This is a genomic window from Microbacterium sp. NPDC055455 (genome assembly GCF_053619935.1).
Genome location: NZ_JBSHLB010000006.1, coordinates 68,777 through 90,086 on the forward strand (window position 1 = coordinate 68,777; position 21,310 = coordinate 90,086).

20 protein-coding genes and 1 riboswitch are annotated in these 21,310 nt (G+C 72.6%); of the genes, 8 read left to right on the forward strand and 12 right to left on the reverse strand.

Annotated features, from left to right (window positions below; translation table 11 throughout):
* Window positions 1-63 precede the first annotated feature (63 nt).
* The 6 genes from ACWGUG_RS15155 to ACWGUG_RS15180 all read left to right on the forward strand — a co-directional run bounded on the left by ACWGUG_RS15155 (window position 64) and on the right by ACWGUG_RS15180 (window position 6,294).
* Complete coding sequence (locus ACWGUG_RS15155; RefSeq protein ID WP_336398322.1) at window positions 64-1,257, forward strand: ROK family transcriptional regulator; 1,194 nt, start codon at window positions 64-66, stop codon at window positions 1,255-1,257.
* Between the two features lie 107 nt (window positions 1,258-1,364).
* Window positions 1,365-2,636, forward strand: a complete 1,272-nt coding sequence (locus tag ACWGUG_RS15160; RefSeq protein WP_336398323.1) for an extracellular solute-binding protein — start codon at window positions 1,365-1,367, stop codon at window positions 2,634-2,636.
* An 87-nt stretch (window positions 2,637-2,723) separates the two neighbouring features.
* Window positions 2,724-3,689 (forward strand): carbohydrate ABC transporter permease, encoded by a 966-nt coding sequence (locus ACWGUG_RS15165; protein WP_336398324.1) that lies wholly within the window; start codon window positions 2,724-2,726, stop codon window positions 3,687-3,689.
* Entirely contained in the window at window positions 3,686-4,528 is an 843-nt protein-coding gene (locus tag ACWGUG_RS15170) for a carbohydrate ABC transporter permease (protein WP_452325175.1), read from the forward strand. Before ACWGUG_RS15165 ends, ACWGUG_RS15170 begins: the two co-directional genes overlap by 4 nt.
* Before the next feature lie 43 nt (window positions 4,529-4,571).
* Window positions 4,572-5,522, forward strand: coding sequence for an ROK family protein (locus tag ACWGUG_RS15175; RefSeq protein WP_336398326.1), 951 nt, complete (start codon window positions 4,572-4,574; stop codon window positions 5,520-5,522).
* The gene (locus ACWGUG_RS15180; protein ID WP_336398327.1) at window positions 5,515-6,294 is read left to right on the forward strand and encodes a glucosamine-6-phosphate deaminase; all 780 of its coding nucleotides are present in this window, start codon (window positions 5,515-5,517) and stop codon (window positions 6,292-6,294) included. The genes ACWGUG_RS15175 and ACWGUG_RS15180 overlap by 8 nt, the downstream gene beginning before the upstream one ends.
* A gap of 33 nt (window positions 6,295-6,327) precedes the next feature.
* Here ACWGUG_RS15180 and ACWGUG_RS15185 read toward each other — a convergent pair whose 3' ends face one another.
* The 6 genes from ACWGUG_RS15185 to ACWGUG_RS15210 all read right to left on the reverse strand — a co-directional run bounded on the left by ACWGUG_RS15185 (window position 6,328) and on the right by ACWGUG_RS15210 (window position 13,758).
* Window positions 6,328-6,732 carry an NUDIX hydrolase gene (locus tag ACWGUG_RS15185; RefSeq protein ID WP_378882277.1) on the reverse strand — a complete coding sequence of 135 codons (405 nt, stop codon included), beginning with the start codon at window positions 6,730-6,732 and terminating at the stop codon, window positions 6,328-6,330.
* Window positions 6,729-8,120, reverse strand: coding sequence for an FAD-binding oxidoreductase (locus ACWGUG_RS15190; RefSeq protein ID WP_452325176.1), 1,392 nt, complete (start codon window positions 8,118-8,120; stop codon window positions 6,729-6,731). Before ACWGUG_RS15190 ends, ACWGUG_RS15185 begins: the two co-directional genes overlap by 4 nt.
* The gene (locus ACWGUG_RS15195; RefSeq protein ID WP_336398330.1) at window positions 8,117-8,530 is read right to left on the reverse strand and encodes a YrdB family protein; all 414 of its coding nucleotides are present in this window, start codon (window positions 8,528-8,530) and stop codon (window positions 8,117-8,119) included. Before ACWGUG_RS15195 ends, ACWGUG_RS15190 begins: the two co-directional genes overlap by 4 nt.
* Before the next feature lie 41 nt (window positions 8,531-8,571).
* Window positions 8,572-10,719 carry a sigma-70 family RNA polymerase sigma factor gene (locus tag ACWGUG_RS15200; protein ID WP_452325177.1) on the reverse strand — a complete coding sequence of 716 codons (2,148 nt, stop codon included), beginning with the start codon at window positions 10,717-10,719 and terminating at the stop codon, window positions 8,572-8,574.
* A gap of 353 nt (window positions 10,720-11,072) precedes the next feature.
* Window positions 11,073-12,209, reverse strand: a complete 1,137-nt coding sequence (gene nagA, locus ACWGUG_RS15205) for an N-acetylglucosamine-6-phosphate deacetylase (protein ID WP_452325178.1) — start codon at window positions 12,207-12,209, stop codon at window positions 11,073-11,075.
* Window positions 12,210-12,234: 25 nt separating this feature from the next.
* Window positions 12,235-13,758, reverse strand: coding sequence for a family 20 glycosylhydrolase (locus ACWGUG_RS15210; protein ID WP_452325179.1), 1,524 nt, complete (start codon window positions 13,756-13,758; stop codon window positions 12,235-12,237).
* A 58-nt stretch (window positions 13,759-13,816) separates the two neighbouring features.
* Window positions 13,817-13,901: riboswitch (ZMP/ZTP riboswitch) on the forward strand.
* A 38-nt stretch (window positions 13,902-13,939) separates the two neighbouring features.
* On the opposite strand from ACWGUG_RS15210, the gene glyA reads away from it, so the two are divergent.
* The gene (glyA, locus tag ACWGUG_RS15215; RefSeq protein WP_378882288.1) at window positions 13,940-15,214 is read left to right on the forward strand and encodes a serine hydroxymethyltransferase; all 1,275 of its coding nucleotides are present in this window, start codon (window positions 13,940-13,942) and stop codon (window positions 15,212-15,214) included.
* A 99-nt stretch (window positions 15,215-15,313) separates the two neighbouring features.
* Entirely contained in the window at window positions 15,314-16,195 is an 882-nt protein-coding gene (locus tag ACWGUG_RS15220) for a bifunctional methylenetetrahydrofolate dehydrogenase/methenyltetrahydrofolate cyclohydrolase (RefSeq protein WP_378882291.1), read from the forward strand.
* 252 nt (window positions 16,196-16,447) lie between these two features.
* On the opposite strand, the gene ACWGUG_RS15225 is transcribed toward ACWGUG_RS15220, so the two are convergent.
* The 6 genes from ACWGUG_RS15225 to ACWGUG_RS15250 all read right to left on the reverse strand — a co-directional run bounded on the left by ACWGUG_RS15225 (window position 16,448) and on the right by ACWGUG_RS15250 (window position 21,164).
* On the reverse strand, window positions 16,448-17,545 hold the full coding sequence (locus ACWGUG_RS15225) for an RNA polymerase sigma factor (RefSeq protein ID WP_378882293.1): 1,098 nt from the start codon (window positions 17,543-17,545) through the stop codon (window positions 16,448-16,450).
* Between the two features lie 62 nt (window positions 17,546-17,607).
* Window positions 17,608-17,988 carry a YciI family protein gene (locus tag ACWGUG_RS15230; RefSeq protein ID WP_452325180.1) on the reverse strand — a complete coding sequence of 127 codons (381 nt, stop codon included), beginning with the start codon at window positions 17,986-17,988 and terminating at the stop codon, window positions 17,608-17,610.
* A gap of 75 nt (window positions 17,989-18,063) precedes the next feature.
* Window positions 18,064-18,630, reverse strand: coding sequence for a hypothetical protein (locus tag ACWGUG_RS15235; RefSeq protein WP_378882298.1), 567 nt, complete (start codon window positions 18,628-18,630; stop codon window positions 18,064-18,066).
* Window positions 18,631-18,704: 74 nt separating this feature from the next.
* The gene (locus tag ACWGUG_RS15240; RefSeq protein ID WP_452325181.1) at window positions 18,705-19,499 is read right to left on the reverse strand and encodes a transglutaminase-like domain-containing protein; all 795 of its coding nucleotides are present in this window, start codon (window positions 19,497-19,499) and stop codon (window positions 18,705-18,707) included.
* A gap of 91 nt (window positions 19,500-19,590) precedes the next feature.
* On the reverse strand, window positions 19,591-20,394 hold the full coding sequence (locus ACWGUG_RS15245; RefSeq protein WP_452325182.1) for an HpcH/HpaI aldolase family protein: 804 nt from the start codon (window positions 20,392-20,394) through the stop codon (window positions 19,591-19,593).
* Complete coding sequence (locus ACWGUG_RS15250; protein WP_452325183.1) at window positions 20,379-21,164, reverse strand: 2-keto-4-pentenoate hydratase; 786 nt, start codon at window positions 21,162-21,164, stop codon at window positions 20,379-20,381. Before ACWGUG_RS15250 ends, ACWGUG_RS15245 begins: the two co-directional genes overlap by 16 nt.
* Window positions 21,165-21,310 lie beyond the last annotated feature (146 nt).

Sequence of the window (21,310 nt, forward strand, 5' to 3'; positions counted from 1 at the left end):
AGCCTCCGCGCAAATAGGCTCTGAGGGTTGCGGAAAGTTAGTTCGTAAGCTCTACTAACAAACATGCCGAACACGGAAACGCAGCGCAGCGCCTCTGTCGCGGACGCCCCACCGGTGTCCGGGTCCGGCGCGTTCACCCCCGGACGCACGCTGCGCCAGGGGCGCAAGGTGCTGCCGGAGCACGCTCGCGGCCACAACCGGTCGCTGGTGCTGCAGACCCTGTTCCACCAGGGCGCCATGAGCCGCGCCGACCTGTCAAGGGAGACCGGGCTCACGCGCGTCACGATCTCCGACCTCGTCGCCGAGCTCATCGCCGACGGCTTCGTCTCGGAGCGGGGCGTGCGCGAGGCGTCAGGCCCGGGCAAGCCCGCCATCCTCGTCGACCTCGACCACGACGGCCACCGCATCGTCGGCCTGGATCTGTCCGGCAGCGACACCTTCATCGGCGCGGTGCTGACCCTCGACGGCAGCATCGTCGCGCGGCGCGAGGTCCCGCTGCCGGCCGACGAGGACGTCGTGACGACGGTCGTCGACCTCGCCCGCGCGCTCGTGGCCGACTCGCACGCCCCGGTGCTCGGCATCGGCGTCGGCACGCCCGGCGTCGTGGACGACCGCGGCGTGATCCTCACGGCCCCGAACTTCGGCTGGGCGGGCTTCGACCTCGAGGGCGCGCTGCGCGGCGCGCTCGGGCTCCCCGTGCTGGTCGCCAACGACGCGAACGCCGCGGTGCTGGCCGAGTACACCTTCGGCGGCGCACCCGACGACGTGCTGCTCGTCAAGGTCGGCCGAGGCGTGGGCTCTGGGCTGCTGCTGGCCGGTCAGCCCATGCGCGGCAGCCGCTTCGCTGCGGGCGAGATCGGCCATGTGACGGTCGGGACCGACGGCGGTCCCCGCTGCGCGTGCGGTCGGGTCGGATGCCTCGAGGCCTGGCTGTCGGTGCCCTCGCTGTCGTCGCGGCTGGCCGCGGCATCCGATCCCGATGCCCGCGAGGGCGTCCTCCGCGATGCGGGGGAGCGACTCGGGATCGCGCTCGCACCGGTCGTCGGCACCCTCGACGTGTCGGAGATCGTCCTCTCCGGCCCCCCTGAACTCCTCGGCGGGTCCCTCGCGGACCAGACCGTCGAGACCCTCCGTGCGCGCACGCTCGCGTCGTCCGACGACGAGGGCGTGCGGGTGCGGATGACGGAGCAAGGCCAGGACATCGTCCTGCGCGGCGCGGCCGTCATGGTCCTGTCAGGTCAACTCGGGGTGTCCTGACGGCGCTGTCTGTCCGGGTTCGTCCCGGAAACCCCGATTCCCCCCGGATGGGCCACCCGGCCCACCCGAACCAAGAGAACACCGAACAGAACACGAAGGAAGACACCATGAAGAAGACGCTCGGAGCTGTGGCGCTCATCGGCGCCTCGGCACTGGTGCTCGCCGGCTGCGCCGGCAGCAGCGACGAGGGCGGCTCCTCGTCGGAGGAGGGCGCCGAGATCCGCGTGTGGCTCGTCGGCACCGACACGCCGCAGGACGCGCGGGACTACCTGAAGGAGACCTTCGAGGAGGAGAACCCGGGGTCGACGCTGGTCATCGAGGAGCAGCAGTGGACGGGCCTCGTCGACAAGCTGACCACCAGCCTGTCGTCCAACGACAGCCCGGACATCGTCGAGATGGGCAACACGCAGGCTCCGGCCTTCACCTCCAGCGGCGCGCTGCTGAGCCTCGACGACATCGAGGGCGACCTCGGCGGCGACGACCTGCTCCCCGGCTTCGTCGAGGCGGGCAGCTGGGACGACACGCTGTTCGCGGCCCCGTACTACTCCGGCGCCCGGGTCGTGTTCTACAACACGGCGATGTACGAGCAGGCGGGCGTCGCGGTACCCACGACCCTCGACGAGTACGTGTCGAACGGCGTGACCCTGGCCGGGGCGCTGCCGGGGGTGTCGGGCGTGTACTTCCCGGGCAAGGACTGGTACAACGCGCTGCCCTTCATCTGGGAGAACGGCGGAGAGATCGCCGTCCAGGACGGCGACGAGTGGGATGCGCAGCTGTCCAGCGACGAGTCCCTCGCCGGTCTCGCGCAGGTGCAGCAGCTGATGACCGAGGCCTCCCTCGCGCCGAAGGACGGCGACGAGGCCGAGGGCTGGGTCCCCTTCCGCACCGAGCAGTCGGCCACCTACTCCGCGCCGAGCTGGGCGTACTGGTCGATCGTCGCCGATGAGGACAAGCAGCCCACCCCGGTCGCAGACCTCACGGGCTACTTCGCCCTCCCTGGCATGGACGGCGGCGCTGCGCAGGTCTTCGCGGGCGGATCCAACATCGGCATCGCGGCCAAGTCGCAGAACCCGGACCTGGCCAAGAGCGCGCTGCAGATCATGCTGAGCGAGGAGTACCAGACGATCCTCGCCGAGAACGGTCTGGTCCCCGCCCTCGTCTCGCTCGGCGACAAGGTGGCCGCGGCCACCCCCGAGCTCGCGACCGTCATCGCCGAGGCGGCTGCCGACGCGAAGCTCACGCCGGCATCGCCCAACTGGGCCGACGTCGAGGCGCAGGGCATCATGCAGGACCTGTTCGTCAACATCGCGAACGGCGGCGACATCGAAGAGCTCGCCACCGCGGCCGATGAGCAGATCGAAGAGATCCTGAACGGCTGATCTTCGGGAGCGGGGTGCCTCGTGCCGCGGGGCACCCCGTTCCATGCCCGCCCCCAGGGCTCGCACGATCTTGAGAGGAGGTTCGCCATGACGACCATTCCCGCGGAGGCATCCGCACCGCCGGCCTCGCCGTCGGCGTCACGGCCCGAACCCGAACAGCCGCGACGGCGCGGCTTCCCGTGGGCGCCGCTCGCGCTGCTCACACCCGCGCTCATCATGCTCGTCGTCTTCATCGGCTGGCCCCTGGTGCAGCTCGTGATCATGTCGTTCCAGGAGTTCGGGCGTGCGCAGATCTTCGGCGCCGCACCGGAGTTCATCGGCATCGACAACTACGTCTCCGTGCTGACCGACCCCGAGTTCTGGGCCGTGCTCGGACGCAGCGTCGCCCTCTGCGTCGTGAGCGTCGTGGCCACCATGCTCCTCGGCGTCGCGATCGCGGTGATGATGACCAGGCTCGGCGCGGTGATGCGCACCGCGGTGTCGATCTCGCTGCTCCTGGCCTGGGCGATGCCGGCGCTGACCGCCACCATCGTGTGGGGCTGGATCTTCGACACCCAGTACGGACTCGTGAACTGGCTGCTGACCCAGCTCACGGGTGAGAACTGGATCGGCCACAGCTGGCTGATCGACCCCACGAGCTTCTACGCCGTCGCGGCGATCATCATCACGTGGGGAGCGATCCCGTTCGTCGCGTTCAGCACCTACGCCGCGCTCATGCAGGTCCCGGACGAGGTGCTGGAGGCGGCCTCCCTCGACGGCGCCGGCGGCTTCGCCCGGTTCCGCCTCATCGTCATGCCCTACCTGCGGTCCGTGCTGCTGGTGCTGCTGGTCCTCCAGATCATCTGGGACCTCCGCGTGTTCGCCCAGATCTACGCGCTGCAGTCGATCGGCGGCGTCCGCGCCGAGACCAACACCATCGGCGTCTACATCTACAGCGTCTCGATGGCCTCCGGCGACCTCGGCGCAGGGGGAGCGATCTCGGTGATCCTCGTCATCCTCCTGCTGGTCATCTCGGGCTACTGGATCCGCACCATGCTGAAGGAGGAGTCATGACAGGCCGCCCCCGCCGCGCCATGGCACGGGTGTCGCTGAACGCCGCCGCCCTCGTCGTCATCGTCGCCTCGCTCTTCCCCGTCTACTGGATGGTGAACACGTCCCTGCTGCCGGCATCCGCGGTGCGCTCGACCACGCCGCACTGGTGGCCCGACGAGTTCACCCTGAGCAACTATCAGGAGGCGCTCGGCGACGACAGCCTGGTGAACGCGCTCTTCAACTCGATGGCGGTGACCGGCATCACGCTCGTGGTGGCGCTCGCCTTCGCCTTCCTCGGGGCCGTCGCGGTGTCGCGCTACCGTTTCCGCACGCGGACGTCCTTCATCGTCGCGATCCTCGTGATCCAGATGATCCCCGCGGAGGCCATGATCGTCTCGGTGTTCCGCGTGCTGGACGGCTGGTACCTGCTCAACACGATCATCGGCCTGAGCTTCGTCTACATCGCGTTCGTGCTGCCGTTCACGATCTGGACGCTGCGCGGCTTCGTCAACGGCGTGCCCGCCGACCTCGAAGAGGCTGCGATGATCGACGGATGCAGTCGCTCGGGCGCCTTCTGGCGCATCACGTTCCCGCTGCTCGCGCCGGGACTGATCGCGACCGGGGTGTTCGCCTTCATCCAGGCCTGGAACGAGTTCGTCTTCGCCCTCGTCATCATGACGCGCCCGGAGTCGCTCACGCTGCCCATCTGGCTGCGGGCCTTCGTGCAGGCGACGAAGGCGACCGACTGGGCGGTCGTCATGGCCGCCTCCACGATCATGGCAGTGCCTGTCATCGTCTTCTTCCTCATCGTCCAGCACCGCATGACCAGCGGTCTGGTCTCCGGGGCGGTCAAGGGCTGATGCGCGGGGGTTCTGGGCCGGCGTCCCGCGGGGAGGCCGGCGGATGAGGATCGGGCTGGACGTCGGCGGAACCAAGACCGACGTCGTCGCGGTCGACGATGCCGGTGCCGTCATCGGTCGTCTGCGGGTGGCCACGGGATGGGGACCGGATGCCGTCGTCGACACGGTGGTGGACGCCGTGCGGGCCCTCGGCGCCGAGACCGGTGTCGACCTCGGCGCGGTGCGGTCGGTGGGGGTCGGCATCCCCGGCCAGGTCGAGCCGGGGACCGGACGCGTCGTGCATGCGGTCAACCTCGGCGTCGACGAGCTGGACCTCGCCGCGGCGGTCTCGCCCCGGCTCGGCGTGCCCGTGCGGGTGGAGAACGACGTCAAGGCGGCCGCTCTCGGCGCCCACGCGCTGCATGCGGTCTCGGGACCGCCGCCGCGGTCGATGGCGTATCTGAACCTCGGCACCGGCGTCGCGGCCGGCATCGTGTCGGAGGGAACGCTGTGGCGAGGGGCGCGCGGTGCCGCCGGCGAGGTGGGTCACATCTCCATCGACCCGAACGGGCCGGTCTGCCGCTGCGGGCAGCGGGGGTGCATCGAGGCCTTCGCGGGCGGCGGGGCCATCGCCGAGCGATGGGGGCGGCGCTCGGCCCTCCCCGTGCGCGACGTGTTCGACGCCGCCGACGCGGGCGATCCGTCGGCGCAGCGGCTGCGCGCGGGTCTCGCCCGCGGCGTGGCGGCCGCCGTGCGGGTACTGGTGCTCACCGCCGACGTCGATATCGTGGTCCTCGGAGGGGGTGTGACAGCGCTGGGCGATCGGCTGATGACGGATGTCGCAGCCGAGCTGTCGGCCAGCGCCGAGGCATCCCCGTTCATGCGCTCCCTGCACCTCGCCGAGCGCGTCGAGCTGCTGCCGCCGGGTTCGCCCGCGGCGGCGCTGGGCGCCGCGCTCGTGGGTGCGGAGGGCGATGCCACACACGACACCGAGGAGGCTCTGGTCCATGGCTGAGATCGTCATCGTCCGCGACAAGGAGGCCGCGGGGGCGCTCGTCGCCGATCACATCGCGGCGCTCGTGCGAGAGAATCCCGAGACGGTCCTGGGTCTTGCGACCGGGTCGACCCCGCTTCCGGTGTACGAGGCCCTGAAGCCGCGGCTGGAGGGTCTGGACGTGTCACGCGTGCGCGGCTTCGCGCTGGACGAGTACGTCGGGATCGACCCGGCCCACCCCGAGAGCTACCGCTCGGTCATCACGCGGGAGGTCGTGGAGCCGCTGGGCCTCGACCCCGAGCTGATCCGCACGCCCGACGGCACGCCGGAGGGCATCGAGTTCCACGGCGACGAGTACGAGGCGGCGATCCTGGACGCCGGCGGCATCGACCTGCAGATCCTCGGCATCGGCACCGACGGTCACATCGGCTTCAACGAGCCCGGCTCGTCGTTCGCCTCCCAGACGCGCGTGAAGACGCTCACCGAGCAGACCCGGCGCGACAACGCGCGGTTCTTCGACTCGATCGACGACGTGCCGATGCACTGCATCACGCAGGGGCTGGGCACGATCCTGCGGGCGCGTCACCTGGTGCTGCTGGCCTTCGGCGAGGGGAAGGCGGCGGCTGTCGCCGGCGCGGTCGAGGGGCCGCTGAGCGCGTCGCTGCCCGGGTCGGCCATCCAGCTGCACGCCCGCGCGACGGTGGTCGTCGACGAGGCGGCCGCATCGCAGCTGCGTCGCGCCGACTACTACCGCTACGCGTTCGACAACAAGCCCGACTGGCAGGGCATCTGATCCCGGCTTCGGACGCGTGACGGATGCCGCGGCTCAGCGCCAGGCGTAGCGGATGAGCTGGTTCCGCGAGAGCGGCGCGAGGGGCGTCGCCTCGACCTCGTGCTCGCCGATCCACCGCAGCTCGGCGATCTCGGCCGCCGGGATCGCCGTGCCCGAGCCCGCCGCAACCCTGAGGACGTAGGCGTCGGCCACGACGAGGTGACCCGGCTCGTTGGCGGCGGCATCCGTGAACCGTCCGAGCGGCTCGAACGCGGCGCGGTCGGCCACGATGCCGGTCTCCTCGGCCACCTCGCGCACGACCGCGTCGAGGGCGGTCTCGCCGGGGTCGGGCTTGCCGCCGGGCTGCTGAAACACCGTCGCGCCGTGCTTGCGGACGACGAGCGCCCGGCCGGCGTCGTCGACCACGACGGCGGCGCTGACGTGCACCGTGGCGGTCACGGCGCGAACACCTTGCCCGGGTTCAGGATGCCCTGCGGATCGAACAGGCGGGTGATCTGCCGCTGCAGCTCCCACTGGTCCTCGCCCAGCTCGTCGGCGAGCCACCGGCGCTTGAGCACGCCGACGCCGTGCTCGCCGGTGAGCGTGCCGCCCAGCCGCAGCGCGGCGCGGAACAGGTCGTCGGCCGCGCGCCAGATGTACTCGGGAGCCTCGACGACGCCGAACTCGCCGGGCACGCCCTCGAAGATGAAGTTGGGGTGCAGATTGCCGTCGCCGGCGTGGGCGACCGTGGGGATGACGACGCCGTGCTCGCGCTCGACGCGGGCGATCTCGTCGAACATCGCCGGGAGCGCGCTGCGCGGCACCGAGACGTCCTCGATGAGCGCGGTGCCGAGCGTCTCCATCGCGGGGTGCATCGATCGGCGGACCGTCAGCAGCCGCTCGCCCTCCTCGCGATCGTGCGAGACCGCGACCGTGCCGCCGGCGCGGCGCAGCACCGCGGCGATCGCCTCGGCCTCCGCGATGGCCGCGGGACCGTCGGTCTGGATGGTCAGCTGGGCGGCGCCCGGGGTGGGTGGGCCCAGCGACAGCAGGGCGTGCACCGCGGCGAGGGACGCGGCATCCATGAGCTCCATGATCGCCGGCTGCGTCCCGGACGCCGTGACGGCGGCGGATGCCTCGGCGGCCGTCCGCACGTCGGGGAAGGTCGCGGCGATCGTGCACACCTCGCCGGGCATGAGCCGGCGCAGCTTCAGGGTCGCGCCCACGATCACCCCGAGCGTGCCCTCGGACCCGATGACCAGCGACGTGAGGTCGAGGCCGGTCACCCCCTTGACGGTGCGGTGGCCGAGCGTGAGCAGCCGTCCGTCGGCCAGGACGATGTCGACGCCCAGCACCGCGTCGCGTACCACGCCGTACTTGGCGCACAGCAGTCCGCCGGCGCCGGTCGCGATGTTGCCGCCCACGGTCGAGATCGCCCGGCTCGCGGGGTCGGGCGCCCACCAGAGGCCGTGCGGGGCGAGCGCGGCGTTGAGGTCGGCGTTGAGGATGCCGGGCTCCACGACGGCGAGGAGGTCGTCCGGACGCACCTCGAGGATGCCGTCCATGGCGCGCATCGAGAGGGCGATCTCGCCGGCGCCCGCGTTGGCGCCGCCCGCGAGGCCGGTGCCCGCGCCGCGGGTGACGACCGGCGTGCCTGTCTCGCTCGCGATGCGGAGGGTGCGCTGGACGTCCTCGACGCTGCGGGCGTGCACGACGGCGATCGGGTGCCCGGATGCCGCATGCCCCGACTTGTCGGCGCGCGCGGCGGCCAGCGACGCGGGTGAGGTGTCGACCCGGTCGCCGAGCTCGGCGCGCAGGAGGGTGAGCGCGTCCGCGCCCGTGATCACGAGAGGCGCCGGCGGCCGACGATCACGCCGGCGGTGACGGCGATGACGCCGTAGGCGAGGCCGATCCAGGCGTTGCCCATGCTCCACCACGCGATCGTCGCCGACGCGTACACCAGGAGCTCGACGACGGCGCGCACGAACGGATGCACGGCGAGCACGGCGCGCGGTGAGACGAAGAGCGCCCAGGCGAGGATGGCGACGACCGGAGCCGCGATGCCCGCCACGATGTTCCACGGGAACGGCCACATCGTGAAGCCCCACAGCGCCAGGGTGGCGAAGGCGAAGAGCTCGCACAGGAACGCCACGATGTCGATCGCCGAGAGCGGCGGGCGGGTGCCCGGTGCCGGTTCGGACGCCTGCGGCGCAGCCTTGCTCGTGGGCGCAGGCGTGGCGCCGGTCGTGTCGGACATGGCCTCCAGTCTACGGCGGGATGCCGCACCCGCCGGCCGGGTCAGTCTCCGGCGGGCGCCGCCCCGCGCGCGCCCGCGGCGGCGTCGGCGCGTGCCGCAGGCCCCCGGCTGTCCGAGGCGTCGGCGGCCGCCTGGGCCGCCGGGGTCTCGCGGGCGGGGGGCGCCGCCGGGGTTGCGCGCTCCTCGGGCTCCGCAGCAGCCGGCGAGTGCGGTGTCGAGCCCCTCGTCGCCGTCGGGCCGGTCTCCGCCGGTCGATTCCCGGGGGCCTGGCCTGGGCGGGCGTCTGCCGCCTGCTCGGCGCCGGTCGCGTCCTGGCCGCGTGCATCCGCGGCCGGCGACGCCGCCCGCTTCTCCTCGGCCGGGGAGCCGGCGGCGGTCGGTCGCGTCGGGGCTGCGGCCTCCGGCGTCTCCGGCGCTGCTGTCTCGGTCTTGCCGGGCCGCGTGCTGCTGTTCGGCGCGCCGCTCGGCTTCTTCTCGTCCACGCCGGCCGCATCGTCGTCGCCGGCCGGCTCCTCGCTGACCGCGGCGCCGCCGTTGCCGCGGCCGGGGGTCTGAACCGGCGTGCCGGGCGTGGTCGCCTCGTCGCCGCGTCCGCTTCCGTACGCATTGCCGTTGCCGGTGCCGTACGCATTGCCGTTGCCGGTGCCGTACGCGTTGCCGTTGCCGTTCTTCGTCGGGCCGTCGGGGGCGTCGCCCGCCTCATCGCCGGCCTCGTCGCCGTCTTCGGCGGCGCTGCCGTCGGCCTCGTCGTCGGTGGCGTCGCCCCGGCTGGGGCGCTCGCCGTCCGCGCCCTGACCGCCGGTGTCGCGCCTGCCCCGCACCACGTCGTCCGACGGTCCGTGCTCGGCGATCACGGAGATGTCCGCGGGATCCGGGCCCGGCTCGTCCGAGAGCTGCAGCGCGGGTTCGTCCTCATCGACGATGCCGGGCAGCGCGTCGAGGAGGCCGGGCTCGGACGCCGTCACGGCCGGTGTCGGCGCAGGGTCGGGTGCTGCGGCCGGCAGCGCCACCGCCGCCACCACACTGCTGACCACCACGAGGCCCGCAGCCGCCAGGCCCGAGGCGGCGCCGATCCCGGCCAGGGTCGACCCGCCGACGGCGCCGGCGATGCCCGTCGTCGTCCCCGCCGCGACCGCGCTGCCCACGGCGCCGGCGCTCGAGGTGACCGCGACGGCGCTCGCCCCGACCCCGGTGCCGGTGCTCGCGATCGCACTCGTCGAACCGGCGAGCGTCCCGCCGGTGGTCGCGGCGGCGCCGCTGCCGGCGCCTGTGGAGGTCCCGGCGCCGATCGCGAGGTCGGCCGCGCGGGGGAGGACCGCGGCGGCGCCTTCCACGACGGCGGACGGCATCTCGGCCATCGCGACCAGTGTCGTGCCGCCGCCCTGGACCGTCGCCAGGTAGCCCGCGGTGCCGGTGGCCCCGATCGCGAGCGGAAGCAGCACCAGGGCGAGGCGGCTCGAGACCTCCTTGGCCTCGCTCGCGACGATCGAGCACCGCACGCAGCTGGACAGGTGGCGCTCGACCTTGGCGTGGTCGCGGCGTCCGAGGTTGCGCCGGGCGTAGGCGCCCAGGCGCTCGATCGTCCACTGGCACTCGGACCCGTCGGCGACCGAGCGCAGGTGCGCCTGGATCCACGCCTCGCGCAGCCCCTCACGCGCGCGGAACGTCAGCTGCGCCACCGCCGTCGGCTTCATGCCGAGGAGGGGCGCGATCTCGGCCGGCTTCATCTGCTCGATCTCGGAGTACCAGAGCACCTCCTGCCAGCGCGTGGGCAGGCTGCGGAACGCCTGGTGCGTGAGGCCGCGGTCGAGCGCGGCCTCGCTCTCGTGCTCGCCGGCCGCCGGGTCCTCGACGCCGTCGAGCTCGTCGTACGCCGTCTCGCGGCGCGCGCGTCCCCACGCCGCTGCGGTGTTGCGGATGCTCGTGAACAGGTACGCGCGGAAGGATCCGGTGGGGCCGCCGCCGGACACGATGGAGTGGTAGATGCGGGTGTACGCCTCCTGCACCAGGTCGTCCGCGTCCAGGCTCGACGTCATGTTGCGCGCCACCGTGACGCCCGCCCGGTAGTGGCGGCGCCACAGCTCTCCGAAGGCGCCGGAGTCGCCCGAGCGGGTGCGGGTCACGAGGTCGGAGTCGGCGACGACGTCGGCATCGACCGCGTCGTGCTCGCGTACCTCGTCGTGTTCCATGAATCCCCAGACTCCACAGCGCCACGATCGCGCACGCCCCGGTGCGCGGCGCGTCTCGCGTCGCGACTGGGTCCATTGTCGCGGCCCTGCCTCGATTTGACCAGTGGTCTGCGCAGCCCGCCGGCGCAGCGGCGCGATGCGCGCTCCTCGCCGTGCTCCGCGAGCCCGAAGAAAATCTTCGCGAAGTCGCGTAATAGATGCCGGGACCCGCGGTCTCTCTGGTCAGAGTGGCAGGACCGCCCTTGTGTGGGGCACGACGGCGGCGGCCCCCCGCGGGATCATCCCGCGGATATGGCGGGGCTCGAAGGTATCTCGGGGGAGGGACCTTCGGCCCCGCCTTCATCGTGCCTGCGTCAGTCGGAGCTGCCCGCGACCCACACCCGGCGCACGGCGAGGTCGTCGTCCAGCAGCACCGCATCGGCGAGGGAGCCTTCGTCCAGCCGTCCCAGGTCGGGTCGGCCGATCGCCTTCGCGGGGGTCTGCGTCGCGGCGCGCACCGCGTCGTCGAGAGCGACTCCGGCCGCGACGACGTTGCGCACTGCGGCATCCTGCGTGAGCGTCGACCCGGCGATCGCGCCGCCGTCCTCCAGGCGCGCCACTCCTCCGTCCACCCGTACGGCGAGCCCGCCGAGCACGTAGCGCCCGTCCGCCGCGCCCGCCGCCGCCATCGCGTCGGTGACCAGCGCCATGCGGTCGCCGTCGGCGGCGAAGAGCGTCGCGATCAGGGCGAGGTCGACGTGCACCCCGTCGGCGATGATCTCGACGGTCACGCGGTCGTCGCGCAACGCCGCGACGACCGGTCCCGGTGCGCGGTGGTGGATGCCGTTCATCGCGTTGAAGGCGTGCGTGAGGATGGTCGCGCCGGCGTCGAACGCGCGACGGGCGACGGCGGCGTCCGCGTCGGTGTGCCCGACCGCGACGGCCACGCCCGCGTCGACGAAGCGGCTGATGGCCTCGAAGGCGCCCGGGAGCTCGGGAGCGAGGGTGACCTGCCGGATCGATCCTCGTCCGGCCTCGAGCAGGCGGTCGACGGAGGCCGCGTCCGGGGCGCGCAGCAGCGCCTCTGCGTGCGCGCCCTTGTGACCGGGGTCGAGGAACGGTCCCTCCAGGTGGGAGCCCAGGATCGTCGGGTCGGATTCGGTCAGGTCGGCGACCATCGCGACCCGCGCGGCCAGCTCGTCGATCGGCGCGGTGATCAGCGACAGCACGGCGCGTGTCGTGCCGTGGGCCCGGTGCACTGCGCGCGCTGCGCGGATCGCCTCCGGGCCGTCGTCGAAGCCGGCCCCGCCCCCGCCATGCCCGTGGATGTCGATGAAGCCGGGGACGAGGCATCCGCCCCTGCCGTCCACGACGTCCTGGGCAGCAGGGAGGTCGCCGCCCGCCCCGGCGCCCGAGACCCGGCCGTCCTCGAACAGGACCCAGCCGTCGCCGCGGCCGGAGTCGACGCCTGCCGACCCGAGCAGGCGGACGGTGTGGACGAGCGTGCTCATGCGGTGCGTCCTTCCTCGGCGGCCGTCACTCGGCGGCCCACGGGATCTCGTCGGAGGGGTGGAAGCCGATGCCCATCGCGGTCCACAGCGGACCCAGCGCGCCGACGCGCTCGCGGAACGACCCCCACGTCCGCAGCTCGCTGTCGCCGGTCGCCGGCGACCACCCGGCCTCGGCCGCCGCGGCGATGCGGGGGAAGGCCATGGTGTCGATGTCGGCGGCGGTCCGGACCGTCTCGGTCCACAGCGCGGCCTCGATCCCGAGGATGGCGCCGTCGTCGACGCCGGGCACGACGTCGGACGGCTCCCACGAGTACGCGCGCTCGACGCTCGTCGGTCCGTCGGCCCACGTCAGCCCGAGCGCGGGACCGGACGGGTACTTCATGTCGAGGTAGATCGCGTCGGCGGGGGAGAGGATGAGCCCGCCGCCGTTGTCGACGAACGCCCTCGCCTTCTCGCCGGAATCGCCCTGCGGCCTCACGAAGCCCCAGTACTGGCCGATCGTCGTGTCCGCGATGTCCTTCGCGGCGCCCGCCTCGTGCCACGCGACCGGCGTCTTGCCGAGGTCGGCGATGATCGCGCTGACGCGGGTGACGAACTCGTCGAAGTCCGCGGCGCTGGTCGACAGCGATTCGTCGCCCCCGAAGTGGAGATAGGGCCCGGGCGTCATGGCCGTCAGCTCGCCGAAGACGTCGGCCACGAAGTCGTAGGTCGCCTCCTCGTGGATCTTCAGCGAGGAGAACCCCACCGCCATGCCGTCGTACGGCACGCCGGCGACGGGCGCGTCGCCGCCGTACTCGGCGAGCGTCTCGAGGATGTGGTCGCCGACCGCCGGCTCCTCCGCCAGCTCGGGGTACGCGAGCCCGACCGCGTGGGTGTGACCGGGCATGTCGATCTCGGGCACGACGATCATGTGCCGCGACGCGGCGTACCGGACGATGTCGCGGTAGTCGTCCTTCGTGTAGAACCCGCCCGGGTCGCCGCCGACCGAGCCGGCGCTCGCGCGCTCCACGAGCTCGGGACGCGAGTCGAGCTGGATGCGCCACGCCTGGTCGTCGGTCAGATGGAGGTGGAGCGCGTTCATCTTCAGCGAGGCGGCGCGGTCGATGCAGCCCTTCACCGCCTCGACGGGGTGGAAGTGCCGGGCGACGTCGAGCATCAGCCCGCGGTAGGCGAACCGCGGTGCGTCGTCGATGCTCACGGCGGGCAGGCTCCAGCCCGCCCCGTCGCGTGCGATCAGCTGCCCGAGGGTCTGCACGCCGTAGAACAGTCCGGCCGCGTCGGCTCCAGTCACGACGACGGATGCCTCCGCCACGTCGATCCGGTAGGACTCCGGCGCGCCGCCCGGCGTCACGCGCAGCTCGACGTCGGCGGCGCCCTCGGCGGCGCCCAGGCTCAGCCCGGTCCGCGCCAGGACGATGGCGGCGAGGGCGGCCGTGGCATCCGCGTCCCCCGCCAGCGAGGTGGTCTCGGAGAGCCGGAAGGGCGCACCGCTGCCCGCCTCGATCGACGACGGTGCAGGGACGACGGCGGGAAGCGACGCGGCATGCATGTAAAGAGTCCTAACAAATCGGTCGGGCATCAGCCTAGCGGTTCGTCTTCGGTTATGCTCGGGATGTCGCGACTGGCGTTGAGGTGGGCCACCACCGGGGAGCGACCGACTACGGCATTCGACCGCACGCCTGGGCCGATGTGGGACACCCCTATCTGGAAGCCGTGAGTCAGGAGATCGCATGACCGATCAGTTCTTCAACGCCCCGCTCGCCGAGGTCGATCCCGAGATCGCCCAGGTGCTCGACCGCGAGCTGGACCGGCAGCGCGGATTCCTCGAGATGATCGCGTCCGAGAACTTCGTCCCCGTGTCGGTCCTGCAGTCGCAGGGCTCGGTGCTGACGAACAAGTACGCCGAGGGCTATCCCGGCCGCCGCTACTACGGCGGCTGCGAGGAGGTCGACGTCGCGGAGGAGCTTGCGATCCACCGCGCGAAGAAGCTCTTCGGCGCCGAGTTCGCCAACGTGCAGCCCCATTCGGGCGCCACCGCGAACGCCGCGGTGCTCCACGCGATCGCGCGCCCCGGCGACACGCTGCTCGGTCTGTCGCTCGACCAGGGCGGCCACCTCACGCACGGCATGAAGATCAACTTCTCGGGCCGGCTGTACAACATCGTCGCGTACGGCGTCGACCCCGAGACCTCGACCATCGACATGGACGAGGTCGCGCGGCTGGCGCGCGAGCACCGGCCGAAGGTGATCATCGCCGGCTGGTCGGCCTACCCCCGTCAGCTGGACTTCGCGCGCTTCCGCGCGATCGCCGACGAGGTCGGCGCCACGCTGTGGGTCGACATGGCGCACTTCGCGGGACTCGTCGCGGCGGGTGTGCACCCGAACCCCGTGCCGCACGCGCACGTGGTGTCCTCGACGGTGCACAAGACCATCGGCGGCCCGCGCTCGGGTTTCATCCTCACCAACGACGCCGAGATCGCCAAGAAGATCAACACCGCGGTCTTCCCTGGCCAGCAGGGCGGCCCGCTCATGCACGTGATCGCGGCCAAGGCCACCGCGTTCAAGCTCGCGGCCACCCCCGAGTTCAAGGAGCGGCAGGAGCGCGTCCTGCGCGGCGCCCGCATCATCGCCGAGCGCCTGTCGCAGCAGGACGTGAAGGATGCCGGCATCACGGTGCGCTCCGGCGGCACCGACGTCCACCTCGTGCTGGTCGACCTGCGCAACGCCGAGCTCGACGGCAAGCAGGCCGAGGACCGCCTCCACGAGATCCGCATCACCGTCAACCGCAATGCGGTCCCCAACGACCCCCGCCCCCCGATGGTCACGTCCGGTCTGCGCATCGGCACGCCGGCGCTCGCCACGCGCGGGTTCGGCGACGCCGAGTTCACCGAGGTCGCCGACGTCATCGCCCTCGCCCTCCAGCCGGGCGCCGACCTCGAGGAGCTGCGCCTGCGGGTGTCGGCCCTGACCGCCGCGTTCCCGCTGTACCCCGACTTCCGCCATTGAGCGGAAGCGGGCGCCGCAGCGGGGGCGCTCGTCTGGTATCACTATCGAGATAGGGATTTCGGATGCCGCGGGTGCGGCATCCGTCGACGGAGGCACGACATGACGGCACAGAAGCTCGACGGCAAGGCGGCCGCGGCCGAGATCAAGGACGAGCTGCGCGGGCGCATCGCCGCGCTGAAGGAGAAGGGCATCACGCCGGGCATCGCGACCGTGCTCGTCGGCGCCGACCCCGCGTCGCAGCTGTACGTGGGGATGAAGCACCGCGAGTCCGAGGCGATCGGGATGAACTCCATCCAGCGGGAGCTTCCGGCCGACGCCACGCAGGAGCAGGTCGAGGCGCTGATCGACGAGCTCAACGCCGATCCGGAGTGCCACGGCTACATCGTGCAGCTGCCGCTGCCGAAGCACCTCGACACCGACGCGATCCTGGAGCGCATCGATCCGGCCAAGGACGCCGACGGCCTGCATCCGACGAACCTCGGACGCCTCGTCCTCAACGTCAACGCGCCGATCACGACGCCGCTGCCGTGCACGCCCCGCGGTGTCATCGAGCTGCTCCTGCGCAACGGCTACGACCTGAAGGGCAAGGACGTCGTGGTGGTCGGCCGCGGAGTCACCATCGGCCGCTCGATCGGCCTGCTGCTCACCCGACGCGAGATCAACGCCACGGTGACCCTCACGCACACCGGCACCACCGACCTCGGCCACCACCTGCGCCAGGCCGACGTCATCGTCGCCGCCGCCGGCGTGAAGCACATCGTGCGCGCGGAGGACGTCAAGCCCGGCGCGGCCGTGCTCGACGTCGGCGTGACGCGCGAGGAGGACCCAGAGACCGGCAAGTCCCGCGTGTACGGCGACGTCGCCCCCGATGTCGCCGAGGTCGCGGGCTACCTGTCGCCGAACCCCGGCGGCGTGGGGCCGATGACCGTCGCGCTGCTCATGACGAACGTGGTCGAGGCCGCCGAGCGCGCCGCCGGCTGACGCCGGGCGGGCTAGCCCGCGCCGGCTGGGCCCCCTGCGCGGGCTGGGCCCGCCGGGCACGGATGGCGCGTCCGCGGTGTCGGCGTCACCCCGTCGGGCGTCGAATGGTCGGATCCGGAATCCGGAGAATGTGACGGATTCCGGATGCCTCGTGCCGCCGGCATCCGAATACGCGGCGAATCTCCGAATTCCGGACCCGCGTCGCCGGAAGCGCCGCGTCGCCGGAACCGCGCGAGCGCGGCGTCGGCGGGCTCAGCGCAGCCGCGCCTCGGCGGCGGCGAGGGCCGCCCGGGCCCCGTCGGTCGGGGCGATCGCCACCAGTCCGCGGTAGAGCTTCACGAGAGCCTCGACGTCCAGCTCGCCGGTGCGGGCGCGGTCGCAGTGCACGGCCTGGATCGCCGCCTCGAGCTGGAAGCGACCGAGCGGACGACCGAGCGCGGAGGCGCGGCGCAGCAGCGCGGCGCCCTCGGCGATGAGCGAGCGGTCCCACAGCGCCGGGTCCTGTTCGTCCAGTGGCGGCCACGGCGCGGCCGCGCGTGCCGCGGCACGCGACTGGGCATACGTCAGCAGCGCGGCCAGGCCCCACGCCTCGGGCTCGTCGTCGAGGAGGGCGGCCGTCAGCACCGCGAGCCAGCGCGCCTCGTCGGCGAGCGACTCCCGCGGCTCGTCGCCCTGGTCGAGCCACGCGATCGCGTACGCGCCGTACACGGCCTCGAGCACGGCGGGCAGCCGGGCCGGCATGTCGGCCCGCAACGGCACCCGGAACGGGATCCCGGCGTCGCGGATGCGGCGCTTCGCGCGCACGAGCCGCTGCGCCATCGTCGCCGGTGCCACGCCGAACGCGCCGGCGATCTGCGCGGCGTCGAACCCCAGCACCGTCTGCAGCATGAGCGGCGTGCGGGCGGCGGGATCGATCGCGGGGTGCGCGCAGGCGAACAGCAGCTCGAGCCGCCGGTCGGGGATGACCTCGCGTCGCGCGACGGCCGTCGCCGCGTCGCCGTCGTCGGCGAGCGTCGCCAGGAGTGCCTCATCGAGTGGCACGCCCGTGCGGCGCGCGGCGGAGCCCAGTGCGTCGCGGATGCGGTTTCGGGCCACGGTGACGAGCCACCCTTCGGGATTGGCGGGGATGCCGGCATCCGGCCACGTCCGCAGCGCCTTCTCGAACGCGTCGGCGAGGGCGTCCTCGACCAGCGCGATGTCCGGGCCGACGTGCCCGGAGGCTCCGCGCGACGCGCCGGCGGCGCGGGGAGGAGGCGAGGGGAGCGTCGAGGCGGCGACGACGGCGAGCAGCCGGCCGTACGACGTCCTCGCGGCGTGCTCGGCGGCCGCAGCAGCGGCGCCGGGTGCCACGCCCCCGGTCGATCCGCCCGGAACGACGGGCCGGTCGGGAGGGGGCACGGCGGCCGGCGGCATCAGCTCGCGAACGGGGTCCAGGCGCCGTCGCGGAAGTGCGTGGCGCTCGGGCGCACCTCGATGGCGCCCCAGCCGACCGAGGGCGCCTTGCCGGCCCACGCGACGGCGGCGTCGAGGTCGTCGACCTCGATCACGAAGGTGCCGCCGAGCTGCTCCCTCGTGTCGGCGAACGGGCCGTCCTGCACGCGCAGCGCACCGTCCGGCGCCGTGACGGTCGTGGTCACCGCGGACGGCTGGAGCACCTCGGCCGACACGAGCACGCCGGCGTCATCGAGCGCCTTGGCGTACTCGTCGAACTCGCGCATGCCCTCGGCCCACGCATCGGGGCCCATGTCGTCGGCGGTCATCTCGGGGTAGTGGAGGAGGAGTGCGTAGCGCATGGCGTCGTCCTTTCTGGAGGGGTGTGACACCTCTATGACGATCGGGGTCGACGCCGATCGACAGATCGGGCCCGATCAGCCCTTGCCGAGTTCGTCGAGCATGCGGCGCTGCTCGTCGGTGAGGCCGTCGTTCAGCTCGCGCCGGCCCGCGGCGGCCTCGGGGCTCCGCACCGGCGGGGCGGAGGCATCCGGCCCCGGCACACTGCGCGTACCGGTCGCCCGGTCGTAGAGGGTGCCGGCGTGCGTCTCGACCCGGTCATCGATCGCGGCGTAGATCGCCCAGGCGATGAGGAGGAAAACCGGGGGCATCACCCACCCCCAGAATGCGCCGAAGATCCCGCCGCCGATCGACACGCCGGTGAAGACCACGGTGGCGATCCAGACGAGGAAGGCGACGGCGAAGGCGAGGAGGAACTCGACGAGCTTCTCGCCTGCCCGGGTGCGCTGGTGGGACGACCGGGCCGCCATCGAGCGGAACCACTTCTCGACGAGGGGCTTGATCCAGATCACGAGCGCGGTCAGGACGATGCCCGCCCACAATGCCGCCCAGCCGACGCGCGCGGGAGTGAGCCAGCCCACGACCAGCAGCACGACGATGTTGAACACGAGCAGCGACGCGAACCGCACGACCCACTTCTTCATGCCTCTCACTGTGCCATGTCCGCTCGGGCGCTGGTGACCGATGCCACCGCCCGCCGTCCGGCCGGTGGGGACGCTCAGGCGATCGAGACGAGCCTGTCGAGGTCGTCGTCCGGCAGCACGTCGGCCGTCGCGCCCACGGTGACGTCGACGAGGTCGGCGCGGCCCGACACCACCGTGAGGAACGCCGTGTCGGCGGCATCCCTCCCCGTCGCGATGCGGACGAGACTCGAGCGCGGGGCGAGCGTGGTGGCGTCGACGGCCCGCCACGCGTCGTCGATCCACGCCTCGGCGACCGCGTGGAAGTCCATCGGGTGCAGTCCAGGCGCGTAGACGGCCACCATGCGGGCCGGGATGCCGAGCCCGCGCAGCAGCGCGATGCACAGGTGGGCGTAGTCGCGGCACACGCCCTGACGTGCGAGGAGGGTGCGGGTGGCGCCGTCCGTCGGGAGCGACGAGCCGGGGACGTACGCCAGGCGCGTGCCGACCCACGACGACACGGCGGCGAGGAGCTGGGTGGCGCCCTCGATGCCGGCGAACTCCGCGGCCGCTGTGGGGGCCATCGCATCGGACTCGGCGTAGCGGCTCTGACGGAGGTACACGAGCCGCTCGACGTCGTCGCCGCCGGCCGGGTCGCCCTCGTCGAGCGCGGCGGCGTACTCCATCGCGAACGCGCCGACCGGGGCGAGCACGCGGTGCAGACGCGTCCCGTGGACGTCGAGGAGCTCCTCGATCTCGAGGGACCGGCCGTCGACGGTCGCCGAGATGCGCTCGGACGCGGGGGAGTAGTGGCGGGAGGCCGCGATGGCGAACACCAGTTCGGCGGGCTCGGTGATGTTCAGGGCGATGCGGCTGGAGACGTCGCGCTTCATGGGCCCAGCGTGTCACGCCCGCGCTGCGGGTGGGGGCCCTTGACAGGGTTCGCCCGGCGCCTGTCGCCGGGAGCAGCAGCGCTCGTGCGCCTCAGTACGACGCGCGGTCGCCGTCGCCGGATGCCACGACCCAGCGCGCCGCGAGGGCCTCGGACCCGCGCGCGAGCAGCGCGACGTCGGCGCCGACGAGGATGAAGGATGCTCCGGCGCCGAGGTACGCGTCGGCGGCGGCCGGATCGAACGCGTTGACGCCCACCGGCTTGCCGGCGGCGCGCACGGCGTCGAAGGCGCGGTGGACGGCGGAGACGACGTCCGGATGCGTCTGCTGACCGAGGACTCCCATCGAGGCGGCGAGGTCGGACGGCCCGACGAACACCCCGTCGACCCCGTCGACCGCGGCGATCTCGGCGGCCGCCTCGACGCCCGCGGCCGTCTCGATCTGGACGAACAGCGACACGTGGTCGTCGGCGTCCCGCAGGTATCCGTCGACGCGGTTCCACCGCGCCGACCGGGCGAGCGCCGAGCCCACCCCGCGGTTCCCCCGCGGGGGATAGCGCACGGCGGCGACGGCGGCCTCGGCATCCGTCCTGGACGACACCATCGGCACGAGCAGGTTCTGGGCTCCGAGATCGAGTACCTGCTTGATCGTCACGACGTCGCCGATGGGCACGCGGACGACGGGCGTCACCGGGTAGGCGGCCACCGCCTGCAGCTGCGCGAGCACGGACTCGAGGCCGTTGGGCGAGTGCTCCATGTCGATCAGCACCCAGTCCAGGCCCGAGCCCGCGCAGATCTCGGCCACCAGCGGCGATCCCGTGCACACCCACATCCCGGCCAGCGGGCGATCGGCGCCCGCGAGGGCGGCGCTCAAGGTCGGGCTCAGACGAAGCGGCATTCGATGACTCCCATCGGTCCGTAGTCGCACCTGACGCTATCTCCCCGCGAGACCCACATGGGGCGCGTGAAGGACCCGGCGAGGATGATCTCGCCCGCCTCCAGTCGTGCGCCGTGCTGGTGGAACTTGTTCGCGAGCCACGCGACACCGGTGGCGGGGTGGCCCAGCACGCCGGCGGCGACCCCGGTCTCCTCGATCTCGCCGTTGCGGCTGAGCACGCCCGGGACCCACCGCAGGTCGATCTCGTCGGGCCGCTTGCGCACATCGCCGAGCACCATCGCACCGTACGCGGCGTTGTCGGCGATCGTGTCGACGATCGTGCGGCCCTCCAGCTCGATGTGCGAGTTGAGGATCTCGAGGGCCGGCACGGCGTCCTCGATCGCGGCGAGGGCGTCCTCGAGCGTGCAGTCCGGACCCTCGAGGGGCTTCGCGAGCACGAAGGCGAGCTCGACCTCGATGCGCACGTTCGAGAAGAGGTCGACCGGGATCTCGGCGCCCGACTCGTAGACGGTGTCGTCGAACATCACGCCGTAGTCCGGCTCGGTGATGCCCGTCGCCTGCTGCATCGCCTTGGAGGTGAGCCCGATCTTGCGGCCGACGAGCCGGCGCCCGGCGGCGATGTTCTGGTCGCGCCACACCCCCTGGATCGCGTACGAGTCCTCGACCGTCGCGTCGGGATACCGCGCGGTGATCCGGGGGATGACCCCGTGCGTGCGGTCGGCCTCGGCGAGCTCCGCCGCGATCTGCGCGATCTGCTCGTGTGTCAGCATCCGATTCTCCTTCGCTTCGAATTCAACGGGTCGTGTCACGCGTGCGGTGGGTGTCGGATGCTGCGACCAGCCCATTGTGTGACACGGCTGAGAGCCGTGTCACACAGCCGGCGGGTCGATCCACCCCGCACCCGCGACGAGCGTGA